The sequence below is a fragment of the Acidaminobacterium chupaoyuni genome, assembly GCF_047936785.1.
GTDB classification, from domain to species: domain Bacteria; phylum Bacillota; class Clostridia; order Oscillospirales; family Butyricicoccaceae; genus Acidaminobacterium; species Acidaminobacterium chupaoyuni.
Genome location: NZ_CP176394.1, coordinates 690,670 through 715,270, shown reverse-complemented (window position 1 = coordinate 715,270; position 24,601 = coordinate 690,670). Strand labels below are relative to the sequence as shown.

General features: G+C 56.0%; 22 protein-coding genes and 1 riboswitch. Of the genes, 5 read left to right on the top strand and 17 right to left on the bottom strand.

What is annotated here, in order from left to right; translation table 11 throughout:
• Positions 1-32: 32 nt before the first annotated feature.
• The 10 genes from ACJA3I_RS03465 to ACJA3I_RS03420 form a co-directional block, all read right to left on the bottom strand.
• On the bottom strand, positions 33-1,091 hold the full coding sequence (locus ACJA3I_RS03465; RefSeq protein ID WP_458863379.1) for a DSD1 family PLP-dependent enzyme: 1,059 nt from the start codon (positions 1,089-1,091) through the stop codon (positions 33-35).
• A 68-nt stretch (positions 1,092-1,159) separates the two neighbouring features.
• Positions 1,160-2,551, bottom strand: coding sequence for an NADPH-dependent glutamate synthase (gltA, locus tag ACJA3I_RS03460; protein ID WP_458863378.1), 1,392 nt, complete (start codon positions 2,549-2,551; stop codon positions 1,160-1,162).
• Entirely contained in the window at positions 2,541-3,395 is an 855-nt protein-coding gene (locus ACJA3I_RS03455) for a sulfide/dihydroorotate dehydrogenase-like FAD/NAD-binding protein (RefSeq protein WP_458863377.1), read from the bottom strand. The genes gltA and ACJA3I_RS03455 overlap by 11 nt, the downstream gene beginning before the upstream one ends.
• 291 nt (positions 3,396-3,686) lie before the next feature.
• Positions 3,687-5,132 (bottom strand): hypothetical protein, encoded by a 1,446-nt coding sequence (locus ACJA3I_RS03450; protein ID WP_458863376.1) that lies wholly within the window; start codon positions 5,130-5,132, stop codon positions 3,687-3,689.
• A gap of 30 nt (positions 5,133-5,162) precedes the next feature.
• A complete protein-coding gene (locus ACJA3I_RS03445; RefSeq protein ID WP_458863375.1) occupies positions 5,163-6,251 on the bottom strand; it encodes a hypothetical protein in 1,089 nt (362 codons plus the stop codon).
• A complete protein-coding gene (locus ACJA3I_RS03440; protein ID WP_458863374.1) occupies positions 6,248-7,939 on the bottom strand; it encodes a [Fe-Fe] hydrogenase large subunit C-terminal domain-containing protein in 1,692 nt (563 codons plus the stop codon). The genes ACJA3I_RS03445 and ACJA3I_RS03440 overlap by 4 nt, the downstream gene beginning before the upstream one ends.
• Positions 7,940-8,147: 208 nt before the next feature.
• Positions 8,148-8,396 carry a (2Fe-2S) ferredoxin domain-containing protein gene (locus ACJA3I_RS03435; protein ID WP_458863373.1) on the bottom strand — a complete coding sequence of 83 codons (249 nt, stop codon included), beginning with the start codon at positions 8,394-8,396 and terminating at the stop codon, positions 8,148-8,150.
• A gap of 16 nt (positions 8,397-8,412) precedes the next feature.
• Complete coding sequence (locus tag ACJA3I_RS03430) at positions 8,413-10,101, bottom strand: [FeFe] hydrogenase, group A (protein ID WP_458863372.1); 1,689 nt, start codon at positions 10,099-10,101, stop codon at positions 8,413-8,415.
• A 2-nt stretch (positions 10,102-10,103) separates the two neighbouring features.
• Positions 10,104-11,978 (bottom strand): NADH-quinone oxidoreductase subunit NuoF, encoded by a 1,875-nt coding sequence (gene nuoF / locus ACJA3I_RS03425; RefSeq protein WP_458863371.1) that lies wholly within the window; start codon positions 11,976-11,978, stop codon positions 10,104-10,106.
• Positions 11,979-12,455, bottom strand: coding sequence for a complex I 24 kDa subunit family protein (locus ACJA3I_RS03420; RefSeq protein WP_458863370.1), 477 nt, complete (start codon positions 12,453-12,455; stop codon positions 11,979-11,981).
• 596 nt (positions 12,456-13,051) lie between these two features.
• On the opposite strand from ACJA3I_RS03420, the gene ACJA3I_RS03415 reads away from it, so the two are divergent.
• The 3 genes from ACJA3I_RS03415 to ACJA3I_RS03405 all read left to right on the top strand — a co-directional run bounded on the left by ACJA3I_RS03415 (position 13,052) and on the right by ACJA3I_RS03405 (position 16,777).
• Positions 13,052-14,425, top strand: a complete 1,374-nt coding sequence (locus ACJA3I_RS03415) for an MATE family efflux transporter (protein ID WP_458863369.1) — start codon at positions 13,052-13,054, stop codon at positions 14,423-14,425.
• 151 nt (positions 14,426-14,576) lie between these two features.
• The gene (locus tag ACJA3I_RS03410) at positions 14,577-15,485 is read left to right on the top strand and encodes an ABC transporter permease (protein ID WP_458863368.1); all 909 of its coding nucleotides are present in this window, start codon (positions 14,577-14,579) and stop codon (positions 15,483-15,485) included.
• 146 nt (positions 15,486-15,631) lie between these two features.
• Positions 15,632-16,777 (top strand): polysaccharide deacetylase family protein, encoded by a 1,146-nt coding sequence (locus tag ACJA3I_RS03405; protein ID WP_458863367.1) that lies wholly within the window; start codon positions 15,632-15,634, stop codon positions 16,775-16,777.
• 95 nt (positions 16,778-16,872) lie between these two features.
• On the opposite strand, the gene thiC is transcribed toward ACJA3I_RS03405, so the two are convergent.
• Both thiC and ACJA3I_RS03395 read right to left on the bottom strand, forming a co-directional pair.
• Positions 16,873-18,189 carry a phosphomethylpyrimidine synthase ThiC gene (gene thiC / locus ACJA3I_RS03400; protein WP_458863366.1) on the bottom strand — a complete coding sequence of 439 codons (1,317 nt, stop codon included), beginning with the start codon at positions 18,187-18,189 and terminating at the stop codon, positions 16,873-16,875.
• A gap of 70 nt (positions 18,190-18,259) precedes the next feature.
• Positions 18,260-18,366, bottom strand: a riboswitch (TPP riboswitch).
• Between the two features lie 53 nt (positions 18,367-18,419).
• Positions 18,420-18,998 carry a DUF1836 domain-containing protein gene (locus ACJA3I_RS03395; protein WP_458863365.1) on the bottom strand — a complete coding sequence of 193 codons (579 nt, stop codon included), beginning with the start codon at positions 18,996-18,998 and terminating at the stop codon, positions 18,420-18,422.
• 151 nt (positions 18,999-19,149) lie between these two features.
• Between ACJA3I_RS03395 and ACJA3I_RS03390 the strand changes: the two genes are divergently transcribed.
• Together ACJA3I_RS03390 and ACJA3I_RS03385 are read left to right on the top strand one after the other, a co-directional pair.
• The gene (locus ACJA3I_RS03390; protein WP_458863364.1) at positions 19,150-19,836 is read left to right on the top strand and encodes an SGNH/GDSL hydrolase family protein; all 687 of its coding nucleotides are present in this window, start codon (positions 19,150-19,152) and stop codon (positions 19,834-19,836) included.
• An 18-nt stretch (positions 19,837-19,854) separates the two neighbouring features.
• On the top strand, positions 19,855-20,724 hold the full coding sequence (locus tag ACJA3I_RS03385; protein ID WP_458863363.1) for a DegV family protein: 870 nt from the start codon (positions 19,855-19,857) through the stop codon (positions 20,722-20,724).
• Between the two features lie 185 nt (positions 20,725-20,909).
• Here ACJA3I_RS03385 and ACJA3I_RS03380 read toward each other — a convergent pair whose 3' ends face one another.
• The 5 genes from ACJA3I_RS03380 to secA form a co-directional block, all read right to left on the bottom strand.
• Positions 20,910-20,978, bottom strand: a complete 69-nt coding sequence (locus ACJA3I_RS03380) for an SEC-C metal-binding domain-containing protein (protein ID WP_458863816.1) — start codon at positions 20,976-20,978, stop codon at positions 20,910-20,912.
• Between the two features lie 130 nt (positions 20,979-21,108).
• Positions 21,109-21,177 (bottom strand): SEC-C metal-binding domain-containing protein, encoded by a 69-nt coding sequence (locus ACJA3I_RS03375; RefSeq protein WP_458863816.1) that lies wholly within the window; start codon positions 21,175-21,177, stop codon positions 21,109-21,111.
• A gap of 130 nt (positions 21,178-21,307) precedes the next feature.
• The gene (locus ACJA3I_RS03370) at positions 21,308-21,376 is read right to left on the bottom strand and encodes an SEC-C metal-binding domain-containing protein (protein ID WP_458863816.1); all 69 of its coding nucleotides are present in this window, start codon (positions 21,374-21,376) and stop codon (positions 21,308-21,310) included.
• A gap of 131 nt (positions 21,377-21,507) precedes the next feature.
• The gene (locus tag ACJA3I_RS03365; protein ID WP_458863816.1) at positions 21,508-21,576 is read right to left on the bottom strand and encodes an SEC-C metal-binding domain-containing protein; all 69 of its coding nucleotides are present in this window, start codon (positions 21,574-21,576) and stop codon (positions 21,508-21,510) included.
• A 130-nt stretch (positions 21,577-21,706) separates the two neighbouring features.
• The gene (gene secA / locus ACJA3I_RS03360; protein ID WP_458863362.1) at positions 21,707-24,445 is read right to left on the bottom strand and encodes a preprotein translocase subunit SecA; all 2,739 of its coding nucleotides are present in this window, start codon (positions 24,443-24,445) and stop codon (positions 21,707-21,709) included.
• Positions 24,446-24,601 lie beyond the last annotated feature (156 nt).

Here is a 24,601-nt window from a genome sequence, read left to right as displayed (position 1 = left end):
GACTTTGCATCAGGCGGTGGGGCGAAAGCTTATTACAGGCTTTTGCCGCGGCTGGTGACAAACAGGCGATCCACCACTTCACCGCCGCGCACGAGATAAACTGTGTTATTAAGATTGATGGTGGTGCAGCAATGGCCGGGGATCAGCCGCAGCTTATCGCCGATTTTCTGATGATGCTCTGCCGTCACGGTGCAGTGTTCTTCGCTCATGTTCACGGGCGCGCCGGGGTAATCCGCCGCGGAAGGCGGCCCTTGATCGACCCCCAGGCTTTTTACGCCCGCGTCGGTGACGAACAGCCCTTTTTTGGCGCTGATGACCGTTGCCAGCATGAACAGCGAATGCTCAAAGGAAACATGCAGGCGTTCGTAAGCCTCATCCATGAAAAGATAGCTGCCCGCCTGCACCTCGGTATATTCCGTTCCCTTGCGGCGAAATTCCACTGTGCCTGTGCTGGCGCCGCTGATTTCCTGCAAAGGCAGGCCCGCCGCCAGCCATTCGGCTTTCAGCGTTTTCAGCGCTTCTTCGGTTTTCTCGGCCTGACGGCGGCGCGTTTCATAATTTTCTTCGTGAGAAAGCTGGCCCGCATAGGCCTGAATGCCCATCAATTCCAGATGCGGGCATTCCTGCACAAGCTTTGCCAGCGCGACGACGCGGCTGTTTTCTGCCGCGCCGCATCGGTTCATGCCCACCTCATATTCCACCAGCACACGGATGGTGCTGCCCTGCCATGCGGCGGCGGCATTCAAATCGCGGATATTCTGCTCGTCATCCACGCAGACCGCCAGACGGCACCAGCCCGCCAGCGTGGCCAAACGGGCGATCTTCGATTTTTCCACCACCTGATTGGCGATCAGAATATCCCCAATGCCCGAAAGCGCCAGGTCTTCGGCTTCGCTGAGCTTGGCGCAGGTGATGCCTTTTGCCCCATGTTCCACCTGATAATGGGCAAACCATGTGGTTTTATGCGATTTATAATGGGGCCGCAGCGCCACGCCCAAAGGGCTGAGGAACTGCATCATGGCCTGATGGTTTCTTTCGAGAACATCCAGGTCAACAAAAAGCGCGGGGGTTTCCAGCTGTTCGATCTTCATATAAAGCCCCTCCTTTTGAAAAAAGGGCAGCGGGCTTTTGCGCCCACCGCCCTTTGCTTTTCAGCAGATTATTTCTTGGATTTGATGTATTCATCCATTGCCGCGGCAGCGGTTTTGCCCGCGCCCATGGCCAGGATAACGGTTGCAGCGCCTGTAACGGCGTCGCCGCCGGCATAAACGCCTTCGATAGAAGTCAGGCCGTTTTCATCCGCAACGATGCAGCCCTTGGGGTTTGTTTCCAAGCCCTTTGTGCTCTTCTTGAGGATGGGGTTGGGGGAGGTGCCGATCGCCATGATCACGCAGTCAACATCCAGCACATAGTTGGAATCTTTCACTGTGACAGGCTTGCGGCGGCCGGAAGCATCGGCTTCGCCCAGTTCCATCTTCACGCATTCGATGCCTGTGACCCAGCCGTTTTCGTTGCCAACGATCTTCACGGGGTTGTTGAGAACCTTGAAATCGATGCCTTCTTCCATGGCATGGTGAACTTCTTCCTTACGGGCAGGCATTTCTTCGAGGCTGCGGCGATAGATGATGGAAACATCGGCGCCCATGCGCTTTGCGCAGCGGGCGGCATCCATGGCCACATTGCCGCCGCCCACAACGGCAACCTTTGTTGCGTGCATCAGCGGGGTGGCATAGCCTTCTTTATAAGCCTTCATCAGGTTGATTCTGGTGAGATATTCATTGGCAGAGAACACGCCGTTGAGGTTTTCGCCTTCGATATGCATGAAGGAAGGCAGGCCGGCGCCTGTGCCGATGAAGATGGATTCGAAGCCCTGTTCTTTCAGTTCTTCGATGGTCACGCTGCGGCCGGCGATCACATTGGTTTCCACATGAACGCCCATTGCCTTCAGGTTTTCCACTTCTTTTGCCACGATGGCCTTAGGCAGTCTGAATTCGGGGATGCCATAGATCAGAACGCCGCCGGCGGCATGGAAAGCTTCGAAAATGGTGACATCATAGCCCAGCTTCGCCAGATCGCCCGCGCAGGTGAGGCCCGCAGGGCCGGCGCCCAGAATCGCCACTTTATGGCCGTTGGATTCGGGTTTCGCGGGGGCTTCTGTGCAATGCTCGTTATGCCAGTCGGCGCAGAAGCGTTCCAGACGGCCGATGCCGACGGATTCGCCCTTGATGCCGCGGATACATTTGCCTTCGCACTGGGATTCCTGGGGGCAGACACGGCCGCAGACAGCGGGCAGTGTGGAAGTTTCGGCGATCTTCTGATAGCCTTCTTCGAACTTGCCTTCGGCAACCAGAGCGATGAATTCGGGGATCTTGACATTCACGGGGCAACCGGAAACGCAGGGCATGTTTTTGCAGCCCAGGCAGCGGGCGGCTTCGTTCAGCGCCATATCGGCGGTATAGCCCATTGCAACTTCTTCAAAGTTTTTATTTCTGACATCAGGTGCCTGTTCGGGCATCTTGGTCTTTTCCAAAGTCATGTTCTTAGTTACCATTGTGCATACCCTCCATTCTGCAAGCATGGTTCTCTCTTGCAGTTTTTTCCTGTTCGGAATACATTCTGGAGCGACGGATCGCTTCATCAAAATCAACCAGATGGCCGTCGAAATCGGGGCCGTCAACGCAGGCAAACTTTGTTTCGCCGCCAACCGTCAAACGGCAGCCGCCGCACATGCCTGTGCCGTCGATCATGATGGGGTTCATGCTGACAATGGTGCGGATATCATATTTTTTGGTGAGCAGGCAGACGAACTTCATCATGATCAGGGGCCCGATCGCGATGACGGCGTCAAACTTCACACCGGAATTGATGAGTTCTTCGAGTTTCGCTGTGACAAGGCCTTTTTCGCCATAAGTGCCGTCATCGGTCATCATATGCAGATGATCGCAATCGGCTCTCATTTGGTCTTCCAGCATCACGATATCTTTGGAACGGAAGCCCGCGATCATATGAACGGTTCCGCCCGCTTTGTGGATGGCTTTTGCCTGGGGCCATGCGATGGCGCAGCCCAAGCCGCCGCCGATGACAGCAACGGTTTTGCCGGCAAATTCATCTGTTTCGGAAGGTGTGCCCAGGGGGCCCACGAAATCGTGGATATATTCGCCCTCTTTCAGCTCGGCCAGCGCCATGGTGGTTGCGCCGACGGTCTGGAAGATAATTGTGATTACGCCCTTTTCACGGTCGTAATTGGCAACAGTCAGGGGGATTCTTTCGCCCTCTTCGTTCACTCTGAGAATGATAAACTGGCCGGGCAAAACTTTTTTTGCCACCAACGGCGCGTCAACATCCATCAGAACGACATTGCTGCTCAGCTGTTCTCTGCGCAGGATCTTGTACATTCTAATCACCTCATACACTTATTTGCTCTATTCTAAACCAACGCCCCCCAAAGCGGCCGCGGGTTTATGCAAGGCTTTTGATTGCAAGGCTCAAGAGCCATACCAAGGCATGGCTCCCAAGAAAAATAGCTGCCCTTTGCCGCCCGTAAAAGGTCGGCTCTGCACGGCAGACAGCGGGCCAAAACAGGGCGCAAAGCCACTCTTCTCGCCCCCGACGCGGCAGCAGCGCCGCGAAAACAGAGAATAAAATTCACTGCACGATACGATTTTAACATAATAATCTTTTTTTTGCTATATAAAAATGAATTTTTCACGCAAATTTACATCTTTGATTTGCAGGGCGATGCTTTTTAACCGCCGGCCGCCCTTTTCGGGCGCTTTGAGCAGGGCTTCCGCCCTTTGAAAAAAGCATTCCGCGGCCTCGGGGCCTTCCTGTGTTTCCACCGTCAAACGCAGCGCCGGGCAGGAAAACACCAGCCTGCCCGCCTTTTTTCTCACCTGCACGCGAAACAGGCTTTGGTCATAGCGCCCCGGCGTCTGGGCCAGATTGCGCGCGCCAAGCCGCCCCAGCGGGGCCGATTCCCCGCAGACCGTGCAGAAAAAAACACCGCGGTCGATGGTTCCCCGCCTGAGCGCGCCGCATTGGGGGCAGCGATGGAACAGCGCCAGCGGGCTCACCGCCAGCGGGCGGGGCAGCCCCAGCGCCAGCGCCTTTTGCGAAGCCGCGCGGCAGATCAGCCCATATTCTTCCGCCGGCATGGGGCATTGGCAGTGGGCCGCAAGACCATCCGACGCGGTTTTGAAGTTTTCAAACACCATGCGGTCATCCCGCTGCAGCGCGGCTTCGGCCAGACGGCCAGCCAGCAGATGCACGCGAGTCTGCTGCGGAAGCTCGGGCGATTCTTCGAGAAAAAACGATTCTTCGGCGCCGCTTTGGTCGCGGCGGCAGCAATAAAGTCTTCCGTTTTCGCCGCGGCAGACCCCCAGTGTTCCCCGGGCCTCGCGCTCGGGCGGGTCGGGCCGCCAAAAATGCACCGCCAGCTCAAAGCCTTTCGGCCCGGCGATCAGCTGGGCGCTTTTGGCCCGATATTCTCCGCTTTCCGCAAGGCGCATCCATTCCAGCTGGCGCTTGCCCATTTCCAGCGGCAGCAGCAGATAACGCTGCCGCCCGCCCCGCCGGTGAAGAAGCTCGCCTGTCTGCACATCGGCCAGCCCTTTTTCTTCCGCGGCGGCCGCCACCGCGTTCTGTTTATCGAAAAGGGTCAGCCGCGCATAGTAGCGTGCGCCGTCAGGGCCTCGCAGCAGCGAGAAATCGCGCCGCGTGTCATAGCGGCAAAAAGAAACGGGATGGTTTTTTTCAAAATGGCTCAGGCAGGCCGAGTATTCATAAAAAGAAAAGTGGGTGAGCCCCGAAACCAGCTTTTCAAGATCGGCCGCTTCTGTGCGGGTGACGGGATAGGCCGCCCGCCCCTGTTCCGCCCGGCGGCGCAGATAGCTTTTCAGAATGCCCTGCGCTTCGCGGCGCAGCGCATCTTTAAAAGGCCCCGCTTCCTTGGGCTGAAGGCGGGCCAAAAGCGCGGCGGAGCATTGGGTGCTGCCGGTTTCGCAGGTTTCCCGCTTCATCTGCCGCAGCAGCCATTCCAGCGCCTCGCTATAGCGTTTTTGGGCTTCTTCCAGTTGTTTTTGCTTTCGGGCCGTGGGCTTCATCAGCCGGAACAAAATCGTTTGATAGGCCAAAACCGCGCCCCCTCTCTTCCCCTGTGTTTTTCAGCAATAATCGATCTCGGCCGCTTTGTCGTTGCTGCGCAGCAGATCGGCGATCTGTTCCACGATCTTGATCTTCATATCGACCCCCAGATCGTGGCGCATAGCGCCCCCGCCGCCCACGAAAAAGCGCACCTCCGTGCATCGGCGATCAAGCAAAGCCGCAAGCTCGCGCCCTTCTTCGGTGGCCGCCCTGCCCCGCAGCGGTGCGCTGAGAAGCGCCATGGCCTGTTTCAGGCTTTCTTCTTCAGAAAAAATATAATCGATGCCTCGTAGGCGATATTTCTGCCCCGGCTTTGCCAGCGGCGAAAGATCGGTGGTCAGTTCGCGCCCCGTGATGCGGGCGAACAAACAGGCCGCGTCGCTGCCGCAGATGACCCGTGTTCCCGGGAAATACAGCAGGTTTCTTGCCCATTCGTCTTCGGCGATGCGCTTGGAAGGTTCCCCCACCGCCACGCAGAGGGCATGGGGCGTTTTGGCGCGGCAAAGAAAGGCGGCCCCGCCGCCCTCGGGCTGTAAATTGCGGCAGGCGGAAAGCAGCAGCTCACACATGCTGCGGGCGCTTTCTTCGCCGGTATAGGCTTTACCCATGAATTCGGCCGCGCCCTTTCTGCCCCATCCGCTTTCCATCTGTTCGCCCTTGCTGCGCCGCACGATGCCCTGAGAAAAGCAGCAGAACAGGTCGCCGTCGCGCAGGGTCTCGGCGCGCAAAATCACCGGTTCGCCGCCCACGCGAATGGTTTCGCCTTCTGCGGGGCAAAGCTTGCCCCCGCGCAGCAGGGCGGCCTGCGGCATGCGGTATTCCACGCATCGAACGCCGCCGCGGCCATCCAGTTCACCAAACAGAAAGCCTGTTTTGCGCCCGCCCATGGCGGCGATCAGCTCTCTTGCCGTGTGTTCCATGCCCGCGCCGCCCGCCAGCATGCTGATGGCCGTCTGGGCCGTGAGCCCCGCCAGAGAAGCGGCCGTGAAATCTTCGCCCTCGCAGGAACAGAGCACCGCGTGCATCCGGTTTCCCACGCGCCTTGTTTTCACCGTGCAGGAAGAAAAGGGCAGGATCTCGCCGCCGCTGTATTCGAGAAAAAGCTTCATCGCGGTTCCTCCCGCCCGGCTTCTCTTTGCAGCTCCATCAAAGCCGCCAGCGTTTCGCCGGTGGTTTCGCCCATCAGCCGCGTGACTTCCTGCGCCATGGCAAGCTGTTTATCGATGCTTTTGCGCGCGATCTCTAAAAGGCGGCCCCGCTCTTCTTCCTGCCGGGCGTAATGGTCTTCCGTTCGGCTCATGTCGCGCAGCAGCATCAGATATTCGCCGCCCGGCACCTGCACGATGCTGCACCGCAGCCGCCGCGCGCCGGCTTGGCAGGGCTCATCGCGCACAGGCTCGCCCTGCGCCAGCAGCTTTTTGAGATCGCCCTTCAAAATTTCGGAAACCGTGCGCCCTTTCAGCGGCTGGCCCTGTTTTTCAAGCAGTTCCACAGCCCGCTTGTTGGCTTCGATGACCCGCAGGCGGTCATCCAGCAGCAGCATGGCGTTGGGGGCATATTCCATCATCATGTTCGAAGTGGATTCTGCTTTTTCGCGCATATAAGGCAGGCACATGCGGATATCCGCCCGCCCCTGCGCCACGGCAATGGCTTTTTCGCGGCAGGTGGGATAGCCGCAGGCGCCGCAGTTGAGCATATCTTCGGGCTTATGTTTGCCCGTCTGGGCCAGAATCGCCGCGATCTCCTGTTCTTCGGGCATGGTTTTCGCGGGGCGCACAGGGCGGTGTTTGGCTTCCAGCGGCACCTTGGTCTGTTCGGTGATGGGCGCGAGCGTTCTGGTGCGTTTGCGGGCCGAAGCCAGCAGCTGTTCGCGCGCCAGAAAGATCGGCTGGGGCTCTTCGATGCCCGGGCCGTGAACGCAGGAGCCTTCGCAGATGCTCAGTTCCATAAAATAGCCCTGCACCTGCCCTTTTTTCATGGCATCCAGCGCTTCGCGGCAGCGGCGGGGGCCATCGGCAAAATAGCTTTTATAGCCGCGGCGCTTTTCGGGCGGGATGGTGGCCACGATGCCGCCCGGCGAAGGATACAGGCGGCTGAGGGTGGCATGCATTTCGGCGGGTTCGGGGTCTTCTTCTTCCAGCCGCACACTCTCCTGCCGCATCCATGCCCGCAGCTCTTCGAAAAGCAGCACGGCGTTGATGGCGTTCGTCTGGCGGGCCTCTTCTTTTTTGGCCACGCAGGGGCCGATGAACACGGTTTTGATGCGGGTGCCGAACATATTTTTCAGCATTTTGCCATGCACCACCGCGGGCGAAGCCACGGGCGCCAGCTGGGCAACCAGCTCGGGGTAATGCTTTTCCACCAGCATCACAAGGGCGGGGCAGCAGGTGGCGATCAGGTTTTCATGGTTCCCCGCCGCCATCAGCCGCGCATATTCTTTTGAAACCTCGGTGGCGCCGATGGCGGTCTCTTCCGCCGAAACGAAGCCCAGTTTCTTCAGCGCCGCCGAGATCTGGGCAAAGCTTGCCCCCGGGAACGCCGCGGCATAAGAAGGCGCGACGCTGGCATAGACCTTGGCGCCGCCCGCGATCATGCGGCGCACTTCGGGCAGATCGGTGCCCACCCTCACGGCGCCCTGATGGCAGACCGTGGCGCATTTTCCGCAATAGATGCAGATCTCGGGCGATACATGCCCCTGTTCTTCCGAAGAAAAGCGAATGGCCTTGGTGGGGCAGGCGCGCAGGCATTGATAACAGTTTTTGCAGTTGGCGGCTCTGAAGCCGATCACAGGTTCCATGTGGCTTTCCCCCTAAAAAAAGCAGGCCGAAGGCGGGTGTTCCGCTTTCGGCCTGCTGTGAGTTTTTGTCAAAAGCGCGTGTTCTTTGGGCAAACGGCGGTCAGGGCCGCCGCTCGCCTATTGAATCTATGATACACGCTTTTTCTTTTTGCTTCAACTGTTTCCTGCCCGCTGTGGGGTGATTCCGCGGCAGGGGAACGCCGCGGGCTTATTCTTCCCGCAGGGCCTTTGTTTTTTCCAGGAAGAACTCTTTGGCCCCCGCGCCGGAAACGCTGAACGGCCCTTCGTCATCCACGCGAACCGCCACGGCATCCGTGCATTGGCCCGTGCAGAATTCCTGCGCCACCTTCACTTTGCCGTTGAGGTGATATTCTTCCACCAGCTGGCGGAAAGTCATCAGCACATTATAAGAACCTTTCACATGGCAGCTGCTGCCGATACATACGCTGAATTTCATGGCCTTGCTTCCTTTCTTATTGGTGGGTCTTGCCGTATTCCACATGCAGAAGTTCATGCACCCTGCCGCTGAGCACGGAATCATAAAGCGCGGTCACCGCATAGTTTTCTTCGCTGCGCTTGATGGCGCTCATGCGGTCTGCCTGATAAAGGCCGTCGCCGCGTTTTTTCTTGCCTTCGCGGTTGGTGAAGGGCTGCCCCGCGCCGGAAACGCATCCGCCCGGGCAGGCCATCACTTCCACAAACTGATAATCGCATTCGCCGTTTTTCAGCTTTTCCAGCAGCGCTTTGGCGTTGCCCAGGCCGCTGACGATGGCGATATGAACGGGAACCCCGCCCACTTCCACGGTGGTTTCTTTCACGCCTTCCATGCCGCGCACGCCGTTGAAGGCGATGGTGCGCAGCGAGCTGACGGATTTATCATCGCAAAGACGGCGGATGACCGCTTCCGTCACGCCGCCCGTCACGCCGAAGATCACGCCCGCGCCGGTGGAAACGCCGAAAGGCATATCGGTGGATTCGGGTTCCACATCATCAAACACGATGCCCGCTTCGCGGATCATGGTGATGAGTTCCTGCGTGGTGATGACATAATCCACATCCTTGGCCCCGCTGCGGATGAACTCTTCACGGGAAGCCTCGAATTTTTTCGCCGTGCAGGGCATCACGGCCACCGAAACGATGCGGCGGGTGGAATGGCCCAGCTGTTCTTTCAACACCGCGCCGAACATTTCCATGGGCGAACGGCAGGTGGAAACATGGGGCATCAGTTCGGGATAATGTTTTTCAACAAAATTGACCCACGCGGGGCAGCAGGAAGTGAAGAGGGGCAGCTTTTCGCCGCCGGCCAGCCGCCCGGCCAGCTCCGCCGCTTCTTCCAAAACGGTGAGGTCGGCGCCGGTGGTGGTGTCATACACTTCATCAAAGCCCAGGCGGCGCAGAGCCGCCGTGATCTTGCCCATGGCGTTGGCGCCTTCATCCAGCCCCATTTCGTGGCTGATGCCCACGCGCACGGCGGGGGCGATCTGAACCACCACTTTTGCTTTGGGGTCGGAAAGTTCGCGCCACAGCTTCTGGGTGTCATCTTTCACCACGATGGCGCCGGTGGGGCATACCGCAGCGCATTGGCCGCAGCCGACGCAGTTGCTTTCGGCGATGGGTTTATCAAAAGCGGGCATCACCCGCATCTTGGAACCGCGGCCGGCGAAATCGATGGCGCCCACGCCCTGGATCTCTTCGCACATTCTCACGCAGTCGCCGCAGAGGATGCATTTGCTGTTGTCGCGGGTGATGCAGACGGAAGAGTCATCGCGTTTGCGCTCGGTTTCCAGTTCGCCGAAGCGGATATTGCGGATGCCGAACTGATGGGCCAGCTCCTGCAATTTACATTTGCCGCTTTTTTCGCAGGTGGTGCAGTCGCGGCAGTGGCTTGCCAGCAAAAGCTCCAGCACATTCTTGCGGTATTTGCGCAATCTGGGGGTGTTGGTGAAAATCTCCATGCCCGCTTTGGGCGGGGTGGAGCAGGCCGCATGGATGCCGCCGCGGCGGTCTTCCACCATGCACATGCGGCAGGCGCCATAAACGGAAAGTTCGGAATAATAACAGAATGTGGGCAGTTCGATGCCCGCTTTGCGCACCACGGCAAGGATATTCTGTTCCCCGCTGATCTCTACGGGGATATTATCGACCATCATAAACTCGCTCATGCTTAACCCTCCTTCACGGCTTTGAAGCTGCATCCATCGAAGCAGGCGCCGCACTTGATACATTTCGTTTCATCGATGGTGAACGGATGCTTGATCTCGCCGCTGATGGCCGAAACGGGGCACATTCTGGCGCATTTCGAACAGCCTTTGCAAAGCTCGGCGTCGATATAATAGCGTTTGAGCTTCTGGCAGTTATGGGTGGGGCAGCGCTTTTCATAAACATGCGCTTCATATTCTTCGCGGAAATTCTTGATCGTGCTCAGCACAGGCTGGGCGGCCGTTTTGCCAAGGCCGCAAAGCGCGGTGGCCGAAATGGTTTCCGCCAGCTCTTCCAGCATTTCGATATCGCCGTCGCGACCCTGTCCGGCCACGATGCGTTCTAAGATCTCCAGCATGCGCTTGGTGCCTTCACGGCAGGGCACGCATTTGCCGCAGGATTCATTCTGGGTGAAATTCATAAAGAAGCGGGCCACTTCCACCATGCAGGTCTTGTCATCCATGACCACAAGGCCGCCGGAACCGATCATGGCGCCCACTTTTTGCAGGGAATCGAAATCAAGGGGCAGGTCGAGATGCTCTTTCGTCAGGCATCCGCCGGAAGGGCCGCCGATCTGAACGGCCTTGAATTCCGCGCCGCCGCGCATGCCGCCGCCGATATCGAAAATGATCTCGCGCAGGGTCGTGCCCATGGGCACTTCGATCAGGCCGGTGTTTTCGATATTGCCGGTGAGGGCGAAGGCCTTGGTTCCGGGGCTGTTTTCGGGGCCGATGCCGCGATACCACTGGGCGCCCCTCAGAATGATCTGGGAAACATTGGCCAGGGTTTCCACATTGTTGAGCACGGTGGGGCATTCGAAGAGGCCTTTTTCCACTGTGCGGGGCGGTTTCACGCGGGGCATGCCGCGCTTGCCCTCGATGGAAGCGGTCAGCGCGCTGCCTTCGCCGCAGACGAAAGCGCCCGCGCCGCGGCTGATCTTGATATCAAAGCAAAAGCCGCTGCCCAGAATGTTTTCGCCCAGCAGGCCGAATTCATGGGCCTGCTCGATGGCCAGCTTCAGGCGGCTGACCGCCATGGGATATTCCGCGCGCACATAGATATAGCCTTCCTGTGCACCGCAGGCGATGCCCGCGATCATCATGCCTTCCAGCAGGCGGTGGGGGTCGCCTTCCATGACGCTGCGATCCATAAACGCGCCGGGGTCGCCCTCGTCGCCGTTGCAGACGATATATTTGCGGGGCGCCTTCTGGCGGCGCACCTGTTCCCATTTTCTGCCCGCGGGGAACCCGCCGCCGCCGCGGCCGCGCAGGTTGGAAAGCTCGATCTCGCGGACGATCTCTTCGCCCGACATCTCGAACAAAGCCTTTTCATAGGCTTCATAACCGCCGATGGCGATATATTCTTCAATGGAAGTGGCGTCGATATGGCCGCAGTGCTCAAGCACTTCGCGGGTCTGTTTTTTATAGAAAGGGATCTCTTCCTGTGTTTTATAGATCTCCCCGTTTTTCTTATAGCAAAGGCGCTCGATGGGCTGCCCTTCCAAAATCGTTTTTTCCACGATCTCTTCGCAGTCATCGATCTTCACCTTGATGTAAAGCCAGCCCTGGGGCTCGATGCGCACCAGCGGGCCCATTTCGCAAAAGCCGTGGCAGCCGCTGCGCTTGACGCCCACATCATCGCCGTGGGGTTCTTTTTCCAGATCCACCTGGCAGTGGATTCCCTTTTCTTTCAAAAGTTCCACCAGGCGCGCATAAATTTCCAGCGACCCGCCCGCAACACAGCCTGTGCCCGCGCAGATCAGAATTTTTTTGGTCTGAGCATCAAAGTGGCTGCGGCTGATCTTGCGCAGCTGTTGCAGTTCTTCTCTGTTATGCAGCATTTAGGCTTCCTCCCTCAGCGTTCTCAGCAGCTCCATGACCTTATCGGGCGTCATGCTGCCATGCACCTTATCGTTCACCGTCAGCGCGGGGGCAAGGCCGCAGGCGCCCAGGCAAGACACGGTCTCCACCGTGAACAGCATGTCATCCGTGGTGATCTTTTTGCTGGAAAGATCCAGCTCTTTGCGCAGCGTTTCCAGAATGGGAATGCTTTTGCGCACATGACAGGCGGTGCCGTCACAGATCTTAATGACATATTTTCCCTTGGGTTCCAAAGAAAAATTCTCGTAAAAGGTGGCCACGCTATAGATTTTCGCTGCGCTCATCTGCAGTTTTTTGGCCAGATAAGCAAAGATCTCTCTGGGCAAATAACGATATTCCGCCTGAATATCCTGCAAAATGGCGATCACGCTGCTGGAATCGGCAGGATGCCGGCCAATGATCTCATCGATCACAGCATAGTCAATTTGAACGCTCATAGATTTTCCCCCTTGTTGTTTGTTGCAGGTGACATACTCCATACGATTGCCAGTATACGGAAGCCTTTCGGGCTTCGCAATGATAATTTTTTAACGATTTTTTTCTGACGCTTATTTATCATCTTATTAGTACGGTATTTATTTTTAGCTATTCTTACCGTATTAATAATATTGTTCATAGAATTTTTATATTTTCCTCGCGAAAAAATATTGCACCTTTGGCCGCAGTTTGATAAACTGAATTTGTAGTTCGACCGATTGGCGCCGCAGTTTTCCCGACCGCGCGCCTTCATGATGTGTGTGCTACACTGCTGTGCCTTCCCCCCCTTGGCACGGCCGCAGAAAAATGAACGGTTTCTCCGGTTTCTTCTCTCTTATTGATTTTACCTACCTCCCTCTATGCATATTTCCCTCATATGCTCTCCGGAAGAAACTGTGTTTTCTGCAAACTTAATTCTCTCTCAAAACACAAAAAAGCAGCCGTTGGCTGCTTTTTTGTGTTTTTTCTTGTCCGCCGCCTTGATTTCATACCTTAACAATGCTATTATATTTATTTGTGTGTAATTTCAATCAGTAAAGGAAGTGACCTCATTTCAATGGAACAGGCAAAAGAAAACAAAATGGGCACAGCGCCCATGTTTGGTTTGATCCTCTCGATGTCGCTGCCGGCCGTTTTTTCGATGCTGATGCAATCGCTTTATAATGTTGTCGACAGTTATTTTGTTTCAAAAATCAGCCTGAACGCCCTCACCGCCGTTTCGCTGGCGTTCCCCATCCAGCAGCTCATCATTGCCGCCGCGGTGGGCACAGCGGTGGGCGCGGGTTCGCTAGTTTCGCGCCGTTTGGGCGAAAAGCGCCGCGCCGAAGCCGATTCCGCCGCTTCCCACGGGGTGGTGCTGGCGTTTCTGACTTCGCTTATTTTCGCGGTGTTCGGCCTGCTGGGTTCCCGCGCGTTCATTTCTTCGTTCACCCATTCCGCCGCGGTGATCGAAGCGGGCGACACTTATCTGACCATCGTCAGCGTGTTTTCCTTCGGCTGTTTCGTTGAGATCGCGCTGGAAAAAACCTTGCAGGGCACAGGCAACATGATCTACCCCATGCTGTTTCAGCTTTCGGGCTGCATCATCAACCTCATCCTCGACCCGCTGATGATCTTCGGCATCGGCCCTTTCCCCGCCATGGGCATTGCGGGCGCGGCCATCGCCACCGTCATCGGCCAGATCTTCTCGATGTTTTTCAGCTTATATATCATCTTTCGCAAAGAGCATGCCGTTTCCGTTTCGCTGAAAGGGTTCCGCTTTCAAAAGCATATCCTGCGCGATATTTATGTGGTGGGGCTGCCTTCCATCGTGATGCAATCCATCGGCTCGGTTCTGGTGATGTCGCTCAATCAGATCCTTTCGGCTTTTTCCGAAACGGCCATTTCGGTTCTGGGGGTTTATTACAAGCTGCAATCCTTTGTGTTCATGCCCTGTTTCGGCCTGACCCACGGCGTGATGCCCATTATGGGCTATAACTATGGGGCGCGCAACAAAAAGCGGCTTTTGCAGGCGTTCCGCATCGGCATCGGGCTGGCCTGCTCCATCATGCTGGCGGGCACTCTGCTGTTTTTGTTCTTCCCCGCGCAGCTGCTTTCCCTGTTTGATGAAACGGGCGCCATGCTGAAGATCGGCGTTCCGGCGTTCCGCACGATCTGCCTGTGCTTCGTTCCCGCCGGGTTCGGCATCATTCTTTCCACCCTGTTTCAGGCGGTGGGCCGCGGCAAAAACAGCCTGTTCATTTCCGTTCTGCGCCAGCTGGTGATCATTCTGCCGGCGGCCTGGCTGTTTTCAAAAATCAGTTTACGGGCTGTATGGTTCGCGTTTCCGCTGGCCGAGATCGTGGCGCTGGCGGCCGGGCTTTTGCTGTATGTTTCTTTCTATCGCAAACACATTGCCCATCTGGATGATCCGTCAGAAAACATTTTATAGCTTTTCTTGCTAAATTCACCAAATTATCTCTTATTTTTTCTATGTTTAGAAACTGCAAAACAGGCATTTATCAAGGGGTTTTTCCCTTGTAATGCCTGTTTTTTTATGATAAGGTGATACCTATGACGACTGAAAAGGATGACGAACTTTTATGACGAAATATGTGCTCAAGCGCTTGCTTTATATGATCCCCGTGCTGTTTGGGGTCACTTTTCTGGTGTATCTGATGATGCGCTGGGCCCCGGGCGACCCCAACAAGGCCGTTTTGCGCGGCGTGACCGACCCGAAGCAGATCGAAGCCATCCGCGAGGCACATGGCCTGAACGACCCGATGATCGTGCAATATGGGCGCACAATGAAGGCGCTTTTGATCGATGATGCGGGCAAGGTGCGTACAAAGATTCTTTATCGCCTGCCCTTCACCGCCAAACTGGCGGCCGCCGCCACCGTTATCGCCATCGGCATGGCGCTGCCCATCGGCGTTGTGGCCGCGGTGAAGCAGAACAGCATTTTTGACGGGTTCAGCATGATGCTTTCGTTCGTGGGCGTTTCGATGCCAAGCTTCTGGCTGGCGCTGCTGGTGGTTTTGTTTTTCTCGCTTCGGCTGGGGTGGTTCCCCTCCTCCGGTTCCGACAGCTGGAAATGCATCGTTTTGCCCGCTTTCACTTTGGGCTTTTGCGATATGGCCTATATCTCGCGCATCACCCGCTCTTCCATGCTGGAAACCATCCGTCAGGATTATATCCGCACGGCCCGCGCCAAGGGGATGTCTTACCCCGCCGTCATCCGCAGGCACGCGCTGAAAAACGCCCTGATCCCCATCATCACGGTGGCCGGCCTGCGCCTTTGCGAACTTTTCAGCGGCGCGATCCTCATCGAAAACATTTTCGCCTGGCCCGGCATCGGCCGTCTGCTCATCGATGCCCTGCAAAGCCGCCAGATCCCCATGATCCTCGGCTGCGTGATCACCTTCGCCATCTGTTTTTCCTTTATCAACCTGATCGTCGATCTTCTGTATGCGTTCTTCGACCCCCGCGTCAAATCGGAATTTGCGAACTGATCTTTTTCAAAAGCTTTGCGCCCCAAACGGGTGCGAAGCTTTTTTTCTGGGGAAAAAAGAAATATCTTGGCTTTTTGGGCAACTTTTTCGGGGAATTCGCCGTCTATAGTTCAGAAAAGAACCTTTTTTGAAAGGAGCCCGCAGAAATGAAACGATTTCTTTCGCTGGCGCTGCTTTGCTGCCTGCTTTGCGGCTGCACCGCCGTCAACCGCCCTTCCACCGCCCCCGAAAAAGAGAACCCCTCTTCTGAAACCACGAAGCCTTCCGCCGCCCAGCCCCAGCCGAAGCCTGTGGCCCCCGCTGAAAAACCAGCCGAAACACCCGCCGAAAAGCCCCGGATCGCCTATGAAGATTACAGCGGCGAAGTGCCCCATATCTTTATCCACTGTCTCATCGCCTATCCCGAAATTCGCCGCCCCGATGGCAGAATGCCCTATGACAACGAATGCATCACCGTGACCGAATTCAACCGGATGCTGGAAGAACTTTGGAAAAACGGCTATAGTCTGGTGGATCTTTATGATACTTACGCCCGCGGCGAAGACGGCAAGCTGCGCTTTGCCCCGAGCATCTCTGTGCCCAAGGGACGCAAGCCTTTCGTGCTTTCCGTTGACGATGTGGTCTATGATTATCGCAAGCGGGGCCATGGCATGGTAGATGGCCTTATTCTGGATGAAAATAAAAACATCCTTTCCGTCACCTATCAGAAAGACGGCAGCGCCAAAACCTCCGCCGAAAACGAATGGATCCCCCTGCTGGAAAGCTTTATCGCCGAGCATCCCGAATTTTCTTCCCACGATGCCCGCGCCACCCTCTGCATGACGGGCTTTGCCGGCGTTTTCGGCTATCGCACGGAAGAAGGCTATGAGGGCGACCGCCAGGGCGAAATTCAAAAAGCCACCGCGCTGGCGGACCGTTTGAAAGAGCTAGGGTATTCCTTCGCTTCTCACAGCTATGGCCACCGCGATGTGAACAAACACACCGAAGCCAGCTTCCGCCGCGACCTTGAAAAAATGAAAAACGAAGTGGTGCCCATCGTGGGGCCGCTGCGCGCCTTTGTTTATCCTTATGGCAAACTGGTCTATCCCAGTGACGCCCGCTATCGCGCGGCGCAGGAATATGGCTTTGAGCTGTTTTGCTCGGTGAGCCACTTTTTCTTCCGGCGCGAGTATGAAACCGGCGACAGCCTTTATATGACCCGCGTCGCCATCGACGGTTATTCCCTGCGCAATTATAAAACCGTTTTGGCGCCGCTGATGGATGTGGACACCGTCATCGACAAGACACGCTGATCTTTCCTTTCTGCTTTTCTCTGTTTCATCCTCATGATAAAAGCCCCGAACGGCAGCCTTTCGCTGCCGTTCGGGGCTTTTTGGAGGGCAAATTTTTAATCGTTTGCGTCTTCCATGATATCCACATCTTCGCCGCGCAGAATTTTATTGATATTGCGCACAGCGCACATTTTGCCGCACATGGTGCAGGTATCTTCCCGCTCGGGGGTAGATTCCGCGCGATAGCGGCGCGCTTTTTCGCCATCCAGCGCCAGGCAGAACTGCTCTTCCCAATCGAGCTTGCTGCGGGCGCGGCTCATCTTTTCATCCCAATCCGCAGCGCCGGGAAGGCCCTTGGCCACATCTGCCGCGTGGGCGGCGATGCGCGAAGCGATGATGCCCTCTTTCACATCTTCCACCGTGGGCAGGCGCAGATGCTCGGCGGGCGTCACATAGCAGAGGAACGAAGCGCCATAGGTGGCGGCGATGGCCCCGCCGATGGCGGCGGTGATATGGTCATAGCCCGGCGCAATATCGGTGACCAGCGGCCCCAGCACATAAAACGGCGCGCCCTTGCAGACCGTCTGCTGGATCTCCATATTGGCGCGGATCTGGTTGAGCGGCATATGCCCCGGCCCTTCAATGATGACCTGCACATCCTTTTCCCAGGCGCGGGCGGCCAGTTCGCCCAAAGTGACCAGTTCTTCGATCTGCGAAAGATCGCCGGCGTCGGCCAGGCTGCCGGGGCGGCAGGCATCGCCGAGGCTCAGGGTCACATCATGCTCGCGGCAGATCTCAAGCACTTCGTCGTAATATTCATAAAACGGGTTCTCGTTGCCGGTGAGCTCCATCCACGCGAAGATGATGGAACCGCCGCGGGAAACGATGTTGGTCAGGCGCTTGGCTTTTTTGAAACGCTGGGCGGTGGCGCGGTTGATGCCGCAATGGATGGTCATGAAATCCACCCCGTCTTCGGCGTGCATCTTTACCACATCGATCCATTCATGGGGCTTGATCTGCTTGAGCGGTTTATGATAATAGACCACCGCGTCATAGATCGGCACTGTGCCGATCATGGCGGGGCATTCGGCGGTGAGCTTTCTGCGGAAAACGCGGGTATCCCCGAACGAGCTGAGATCCATAATGGCTTCGGCCCCCATTTTCACGGCGGCCATCACCTTCTGCATTTCCACCTCCAGATCCAGGCAATCGCGGGAAGTGCCCAGATTCACATTGATCTTGGTTTTCAGGCGGCTGCCCACGCCCGCGGGCCTGAGGCTGGTGTGATGGCGGTTGGCGGGGATAACGATCTTCCCTTCGCCCATCAGCGCCATCAGTTGGGAAAGCTCTATCTTTTCCTGTTTTGCCACTTCCTGCATCTGTGGGGTCACGATCCCCTTGCGGGCGGCCTCCATTTGTGTTGAATAGTTCATGCTGCTCTTCCTTTCCGCCGTTTTCGGGCATAAAAAAATGCCGAAACCCGTGGATTTCTTACGGATTTCGGCTTGCATACTTTATTTTCCCTCCGTTGGCATTATCCAAATCAGGTTTGAAGGGTCGAAGTTGATTACTTCCTCTCAGCCTGCCTACAAGCTCCCCCATATGTTCAGTTGTCTGTTGACCGTTTTCACCTTATCACATTGCGGCGGAAAAAGCAAGGGCGCTATTTCTTTTTTGCGGGTTCCGCGGCCTGCGCCTGGGTCATTTCCTGCGCCTGAAGCAGCGCCGTGATGCGATCGGCCAGAATGCGCTGGGCATTGGCCTGGGCCGAAAGATAAAGCGCCAGCCGCGCCAGTTCATCGGCTTCGCCGCTTTCTTCCAGCCGCAGCCGCGTTTGCTGGGCGGTTTCCTGCAAGGCATCGACCTGCCCTTCCACCAGCCCGTTGAAGGTGGCTTCCATTTCTGCGCCCTCTTTCCAGCGGCTCATCAGATAAGAGATGGCCGAAATGGGCAGAATCTGTTTCAGCATGCAAATCGTCATCAGGCGGGCCACATGCCCCCTGGAATATTTTTTCTTGACCGGCGGCGGAAGCAGCCCAAGCTTCACATAATTGTTCACCATGGCGGGGGTCAGCACTTTTTCTTTATCGCCCGCAAACAGCTGCAGATATTTTTCCATAAACACCAAAATCTGATCCATATACAGTTCCAGCTCGGGCAGCGCTTCCCAGCGGGGCAAAAACGGCGTTTCCATGGAATTGAGGAACTGCTCCAGCTCTTGTGTCAGCATTTGCTCTTCCATCGTTTCATCTCCTTCGAAAAAAACTGAATTAAGTGTAACATAATTGTGAAGAATAGACAAGAGCTCTTTTCGGCTGTTGACTTTCATATCGTAATGTGATAACCTAATTATTGAAATTAGATTGTATTATTTTTTTAAGAGGCGATACTGTATGATCGAAAAGGTTGCCGTATTGGGCGATTCCATTCTGCGCGGCGTTGTTTGGGATGAAGCCGGGGGCCGTTATATCCATCTGAAAGAAAACTGCGCCCAGCAGGTGCAGCAGGCGCTGGGCATCCAGATCGATAATTTTGCGCGCTATGGCATGACCAGCGAAAAAGGCCTGAAAACCGAGCGCCAGAAGATCTTTCCGGGCTGCGGTTACGATGCGGCGGTGATCTGTTTTGGCGGCAACGATGTGGATCATGATTGGCCCGAGGTGGCCGCCCATCCGCGGGCCGAAAACCCGCCCAAGGTTTCGCCGGGCGATTTTGAGCATAATTTAAGCGCCATGATCGCCGATCTGCGGGCGAAAGGGGTGGAACCGATTTTGATGACGCTGCCCCCCATCGATTCTTCCCGCTATTTCCGCTTTTTCAGCCGCAACATTCCCCATCCCGATCAGATCCTTACCTGGCTTGGTTCCGTTCAGACCATTTATGAATTCCACAATTTTTACAGTTCCGCCATCAAAAGGCTTGCATCGCGGTGCGGGTGCCGTATAATAGATATCAGAACACCGTTTTTACAGGGTGATTATTCCGATCTGTTATGCTTAGACGGCATTCACCCCAACCGGGCGGGGCATACGCTGATGAGCCATATTTTCATCAATTACGCTCACGCCTGCGGCATCTAACGAAAAGGAGAATTTTTTATGGCTTATTGTATTGTCACCGATTCTTCCGCCAATCTTCCCGAAGAGATGATCGAGCGTTTTGGGCTTGAGATCTTATCGCTGACGGTTCGAATCGAAGATAAAGAATATACCAGCTATACCAAAGGGGTAAAAACCGATTTAAAGCCCATCTATGACCTGATGCGCCAAAAGAAAACCGTTGAAACTTCCCATGTGAACCCCGGCATGTGCGTGGATCTTTTCGACCGCCTGCTGGCCCAGGGGCTCGATGTCCTTTATATCGGCTTTTCTTCGGGCCTGAGCGGCACTTATCAGACCGCCGCCATGGCGCTGGAAGAAGCGGCTTCGAAATATCCCGAGCGCAAGGCTTATTCTGTGGATACGCTGGCGGCTTCCATGGGCGAAGGGCTTTTGGTCTATCACGCCTGCCTGCTGAAAGAACAGGGCGGTTCTCTTGAAGAAGTCCGCGACTGGCTGGAAGCAAACAAGCTGCATCTTTGCCACTGGTTCACCGTGGATGACCTGTTCCACCTCAAGCGCGGCGGGCGCATCTCGGCGGCCACCGCTCTGGCGGGAACCATGCTGAGCATCAAGCCCGTGATGCATATGGATGACGCGGGCCATCTGATCCCCGTGGGTAAAGCCCGCGGCCGCAAGGCTTCGCTGGATGCCCTTTGCGACCATATGGAAAAGCTGGCCATCCGCCCCGAAGAACAGATCATTTTCATCAGCCACGGCGATTGCATCGAAGACGCCCGCTATGTGGAAGAACAGGTGCGCACCCGCTTTCATGTGAAAGATGTGGCGATCAACTATGTTGACCCCGTGATCGGCGCGCATTCCGGCCCCGGCACAGTGGCTCTTTTCTTCTTGGGAACCGAGCGCTGATCTTCTGCCTTTTCAGACGGCATTTTGATTTTTTAAGCAGTATGAAAAACAGCAGGCGCAATGTTCTTGCGGCTGCTGTTTTTTTGCGTTTTTGGGGCCGCGATTCGATCGCGGCCTTTTGGTTTCGGCGCGCCTCCGCGCCGGGAAACGATCCTTGCCCCAATGGGGCTGACCGTCACATTTTATTAATCGTTTTTACCGCAGCATTTCTTATATTTCAAGCCGCTGCCGCAGGGGCAAGGCCCTTTCCCCATGAAACCCGTTTCATGGGGGACCCTTTCGATCTATTCAAAAGGCCGCGATTCGATCGCGGCCTTTTGGTTTCGGCGCGCCTCCGCGCCGGGAAACGATCCTTGCCCCGATGGGGCTGACCGTCACATTTTATTAATCGTTTTTACCGCAGCATTTCTTATATTTCAAGCCGCTGCCGCAGGGGCAAGGCCCTTTCCCCATGAAACCCGTTTCATGGGGGACCCTTTCGATCTATTCAAAAGGCCGCGATTCGATCGCGGCCTTTTGGTTTCGGCGCGCCTCCGCGCCGGGAAACGATCCTTGCCCCGATGGGGCTGACCGTCACATTTTATTAATCGTTTTTACCGCAGCATTTCTTATATTTCAAGCCGCTGCCGCAGGGGCAAGGCCCTTTCCCCATGAAACCCGTTTCATGGGGAGCCCCTTTCGATCTATTCAAAAGGCCGCGATTCGATCGCGGCCTTTTGGTTTCGGCGCGCCTCCGCGCCGGGAAACGATCCTTGCCCCGATGGGGCTGACCGTCACATTTTATTAATCGTTTTTACCGCAGCATTTCTTATATTTCAAGCCGCTGCCGCAGGGGCAAGGCCCTTTCCCCATGAAACCCGTTTCATGGGGGACCCTTTCGATCTATTCAAAAGGCCGCGATTCAATCGCGGCCTTTTGGTTTCGGCGCGCCTCCGCGCCGGGAAACGATCCTTGCCCCGATGGGGCTGACCGTCACATTTTATTAATCGTTTTTACCGCAGCATTTCTTATATTTCAAGCCGCTGCCGCAGGGGCAAGGATCGTTTCTGCCCGGTTTTTTATCCTTGCGAACAGGCTGGCGCTTCAAGGTGCCGTCATCCGAAGTTTCGGTGGGCTTCATCAGCCGCTCGCGCTGGGGCGCGTTCTGGCCCATGATGCGCGCGAGGAAGATCATTCTGGCGGTTTCATCGCGGATGGCATCGATCATTTCCTGGAACATATCATAGCCCTGACGCTTATATTCCACGACGGGGTCTGTTTGGGCATAAGCCTGCAGGCCGATGCCGCGGCGCAGCTCGTTCATGGCGTCGATGTGTTCCATCCACAAGCTATCCACCGTGCGCAGCAGGATCACGCGTTCCAGTTCGCGCATCATTTCGCTGCCCAGATCTTTTTCTTTTGCTTCATAGAAAGCGTCGGCTTTATCGCAGAGGATCTTCACCAGATCATCGGGTTCCATTTCATTCAGCTCTTCCAGCGTGAACGAAACCTCGCCCGGGGCGATGAATATCTTTTCCCAGCGCTTGAGAATTTCTTCTGCCTGCGGCGGGTCGATGAAGTTATGTTCTCCCGTCACATTTTTCACCGAGCGCTCGATGGAACCATGCACCATGGCAACGATGGAATCTTTCAGGTTGTCGCCATCCAATACTTTGCGGCGCTGGGCATAGATCACTTCGCGCTGCTGGTTCATCACATCGTCATAATCCAGCGTATATTTACGGGATTGGAAGTTGCGGCCTTCCACCTTGCTCTGGGCGGTTTCAATGGCGTTGGATAAGATCTTCTGGTCGATGGGGGTGTCGTCATCCAGCCCCAGCTTATCCAGCACGCCGCTGATGCGGTCTGTGCCGAACAGGCGCATCAGGTCGTCTTCCAGCGAGATATAGAAACGGCTTTCGCCGGGGTCGCCCTGGCGGCCCGAACGGCCGCGCAGCTGGTTATCGATGCGGCGGCTTTCATGGCGTTCTGTGCCGATGATGCAAAGCCCGCCCGCGTTGCGCACAAACTCGGCGTCATCTTTGGTGGCGGCTTTATGCTGTTCCAGGCATTCCTGGAACTCGCGGCGCGCCTGCAGAATTTCTTCCTCATCGGTTTCGGCATAGCCCATGGCTTCGGCCAGAACCTTGGGGTCTGTGCCGCGCTTGAGCATATCTTCTTTGGCCATGGCCTCGGGGTTGCCGCCCAAAACGATATCGGTGCCGCGGCCCGCCATGTTGGTGGCGATGGTCACCGCATAAGGCCGGCCGGCCTGGGCCACGATGCCCGCTTCTTTTTCATGGAACTTGGCGTTGAGCACCTGATGCTTGATGCCTTCTTTGCGCAGCATCGCCGACAGTTCTTCAGATTTTTCGATGGAAATGGTGCCCACCAGAACCGGCTGGCCCTTGGCGTTGCATTCTTTCACCTTTTCGATCACGGCGCGCAGCTTGCCCGCTTCGGTTTTATAAACGGCGTCGGGCTGATCGTTGCGGATGACGGTTTTATTGGTGGGGATCTCGATGACATCCAGCTTATAGATCTGGCGGAATTCATCTTCTTCGGTGAGGGCTGTGCCCGTCATGCCCGACAGCTTTTCATATAAACGGAAATAATTCTGGAAAGTGATGGTGGCCAGCGTTTTGCTTTCGCGCTGAACATTCACTTTTTCTTTGGCTTCGATGGCCTGATGGAGCCCTTCGCTGTAGCGGCGGCCGAACATCAGGCGGCCGGTGAATTCATCCACGATGACGATCTGGCCTTCACGCACCACATAATCCACATCGCGCTTCATGCAGCCATGGGCTTTGATGGCCTGGTTGATATGATGCAGCAGCGTGGTGTTTTCGGGGTCGGTGATGTTTTCCACCTGGAAATATTTTTCGGCTTTCATGGCGCCGCGGGGGGTGATGGTGGCCGTTTTTGCCTTTTCATCGATGATATAATCGGCTTCGATGCTGTCTTGCTCTTCTTTGTTATCCACTTCCACCACTTTCAGCGGGGTCAGTGTGCGCGCGAACGCATCGGCGCGCTGATAAAGATCGGTGGATTGATCGCCCTGGCCCGAAATGATCAGCGGCGTGCGCGCTTCGTCGATCAGGATGGAGTCAACTTCATCGACCACGGCGAACACATGGCCGCGCTGCACCATGTCTTCTTTATAAATGGCCATGTTATCTCTCAGATAATCAAAGCCCATTTCGTTGTTGGTGCCATAAGTGATATCGCAGGCGTAGGCCGCGCGGCGCTGGTCGTTATCCAGCTCATGCACGATGGTGCCGCAGGTCAGGCCCATATAACGATAGACCTTGCCCATCCAGTCGCTGTCGCGCTTGGCCAGATAATCGTTCACGGTGACGATGTGAACGCCTTTGCCCGAGATCGCGTTCAAATAGGCCGGCAAAGTGGCCACAAGGGTTTTGCCTTCGCCCGTTTTCATTTCGGCAATACGCCCCTGATGCAGAACGATGCCGCCGATCAGCTGAACATGATAAGGCTTTAAGCCCAGCACGCGCCACGCCGCTTCGCGGCAGGCGGCAAACGCTTCGGGCAGCAGCTGTTCCAGCGTTTCGCCTTCGCTGTATCGTTTGCGGAATTCCTGTGTTTTCGCTTTCAGCTCCTGTTCGCTCAGGGCGCTGTATGCTTCATCCAGCTCTTCGATCTGCCTGACGATCGGTTCGATCTTCTTCACTTCTTTGGAGCTGGTGTCGCCGAATAATTTTTTCAAAAAAGAACTTGCCATATTGCTTTTCACCTGCGCAATTCTTGAATTTATGTGTTTTTCGTGATTAAAATCTTTCGATTTTTGCCAAACGCCGGCGCCCGGCGCTCGTTACGCGGAATCTATTATATCACAGCACAGAAAAAAAGAAACAAAAAACTTGTAAACCTTTCGTGT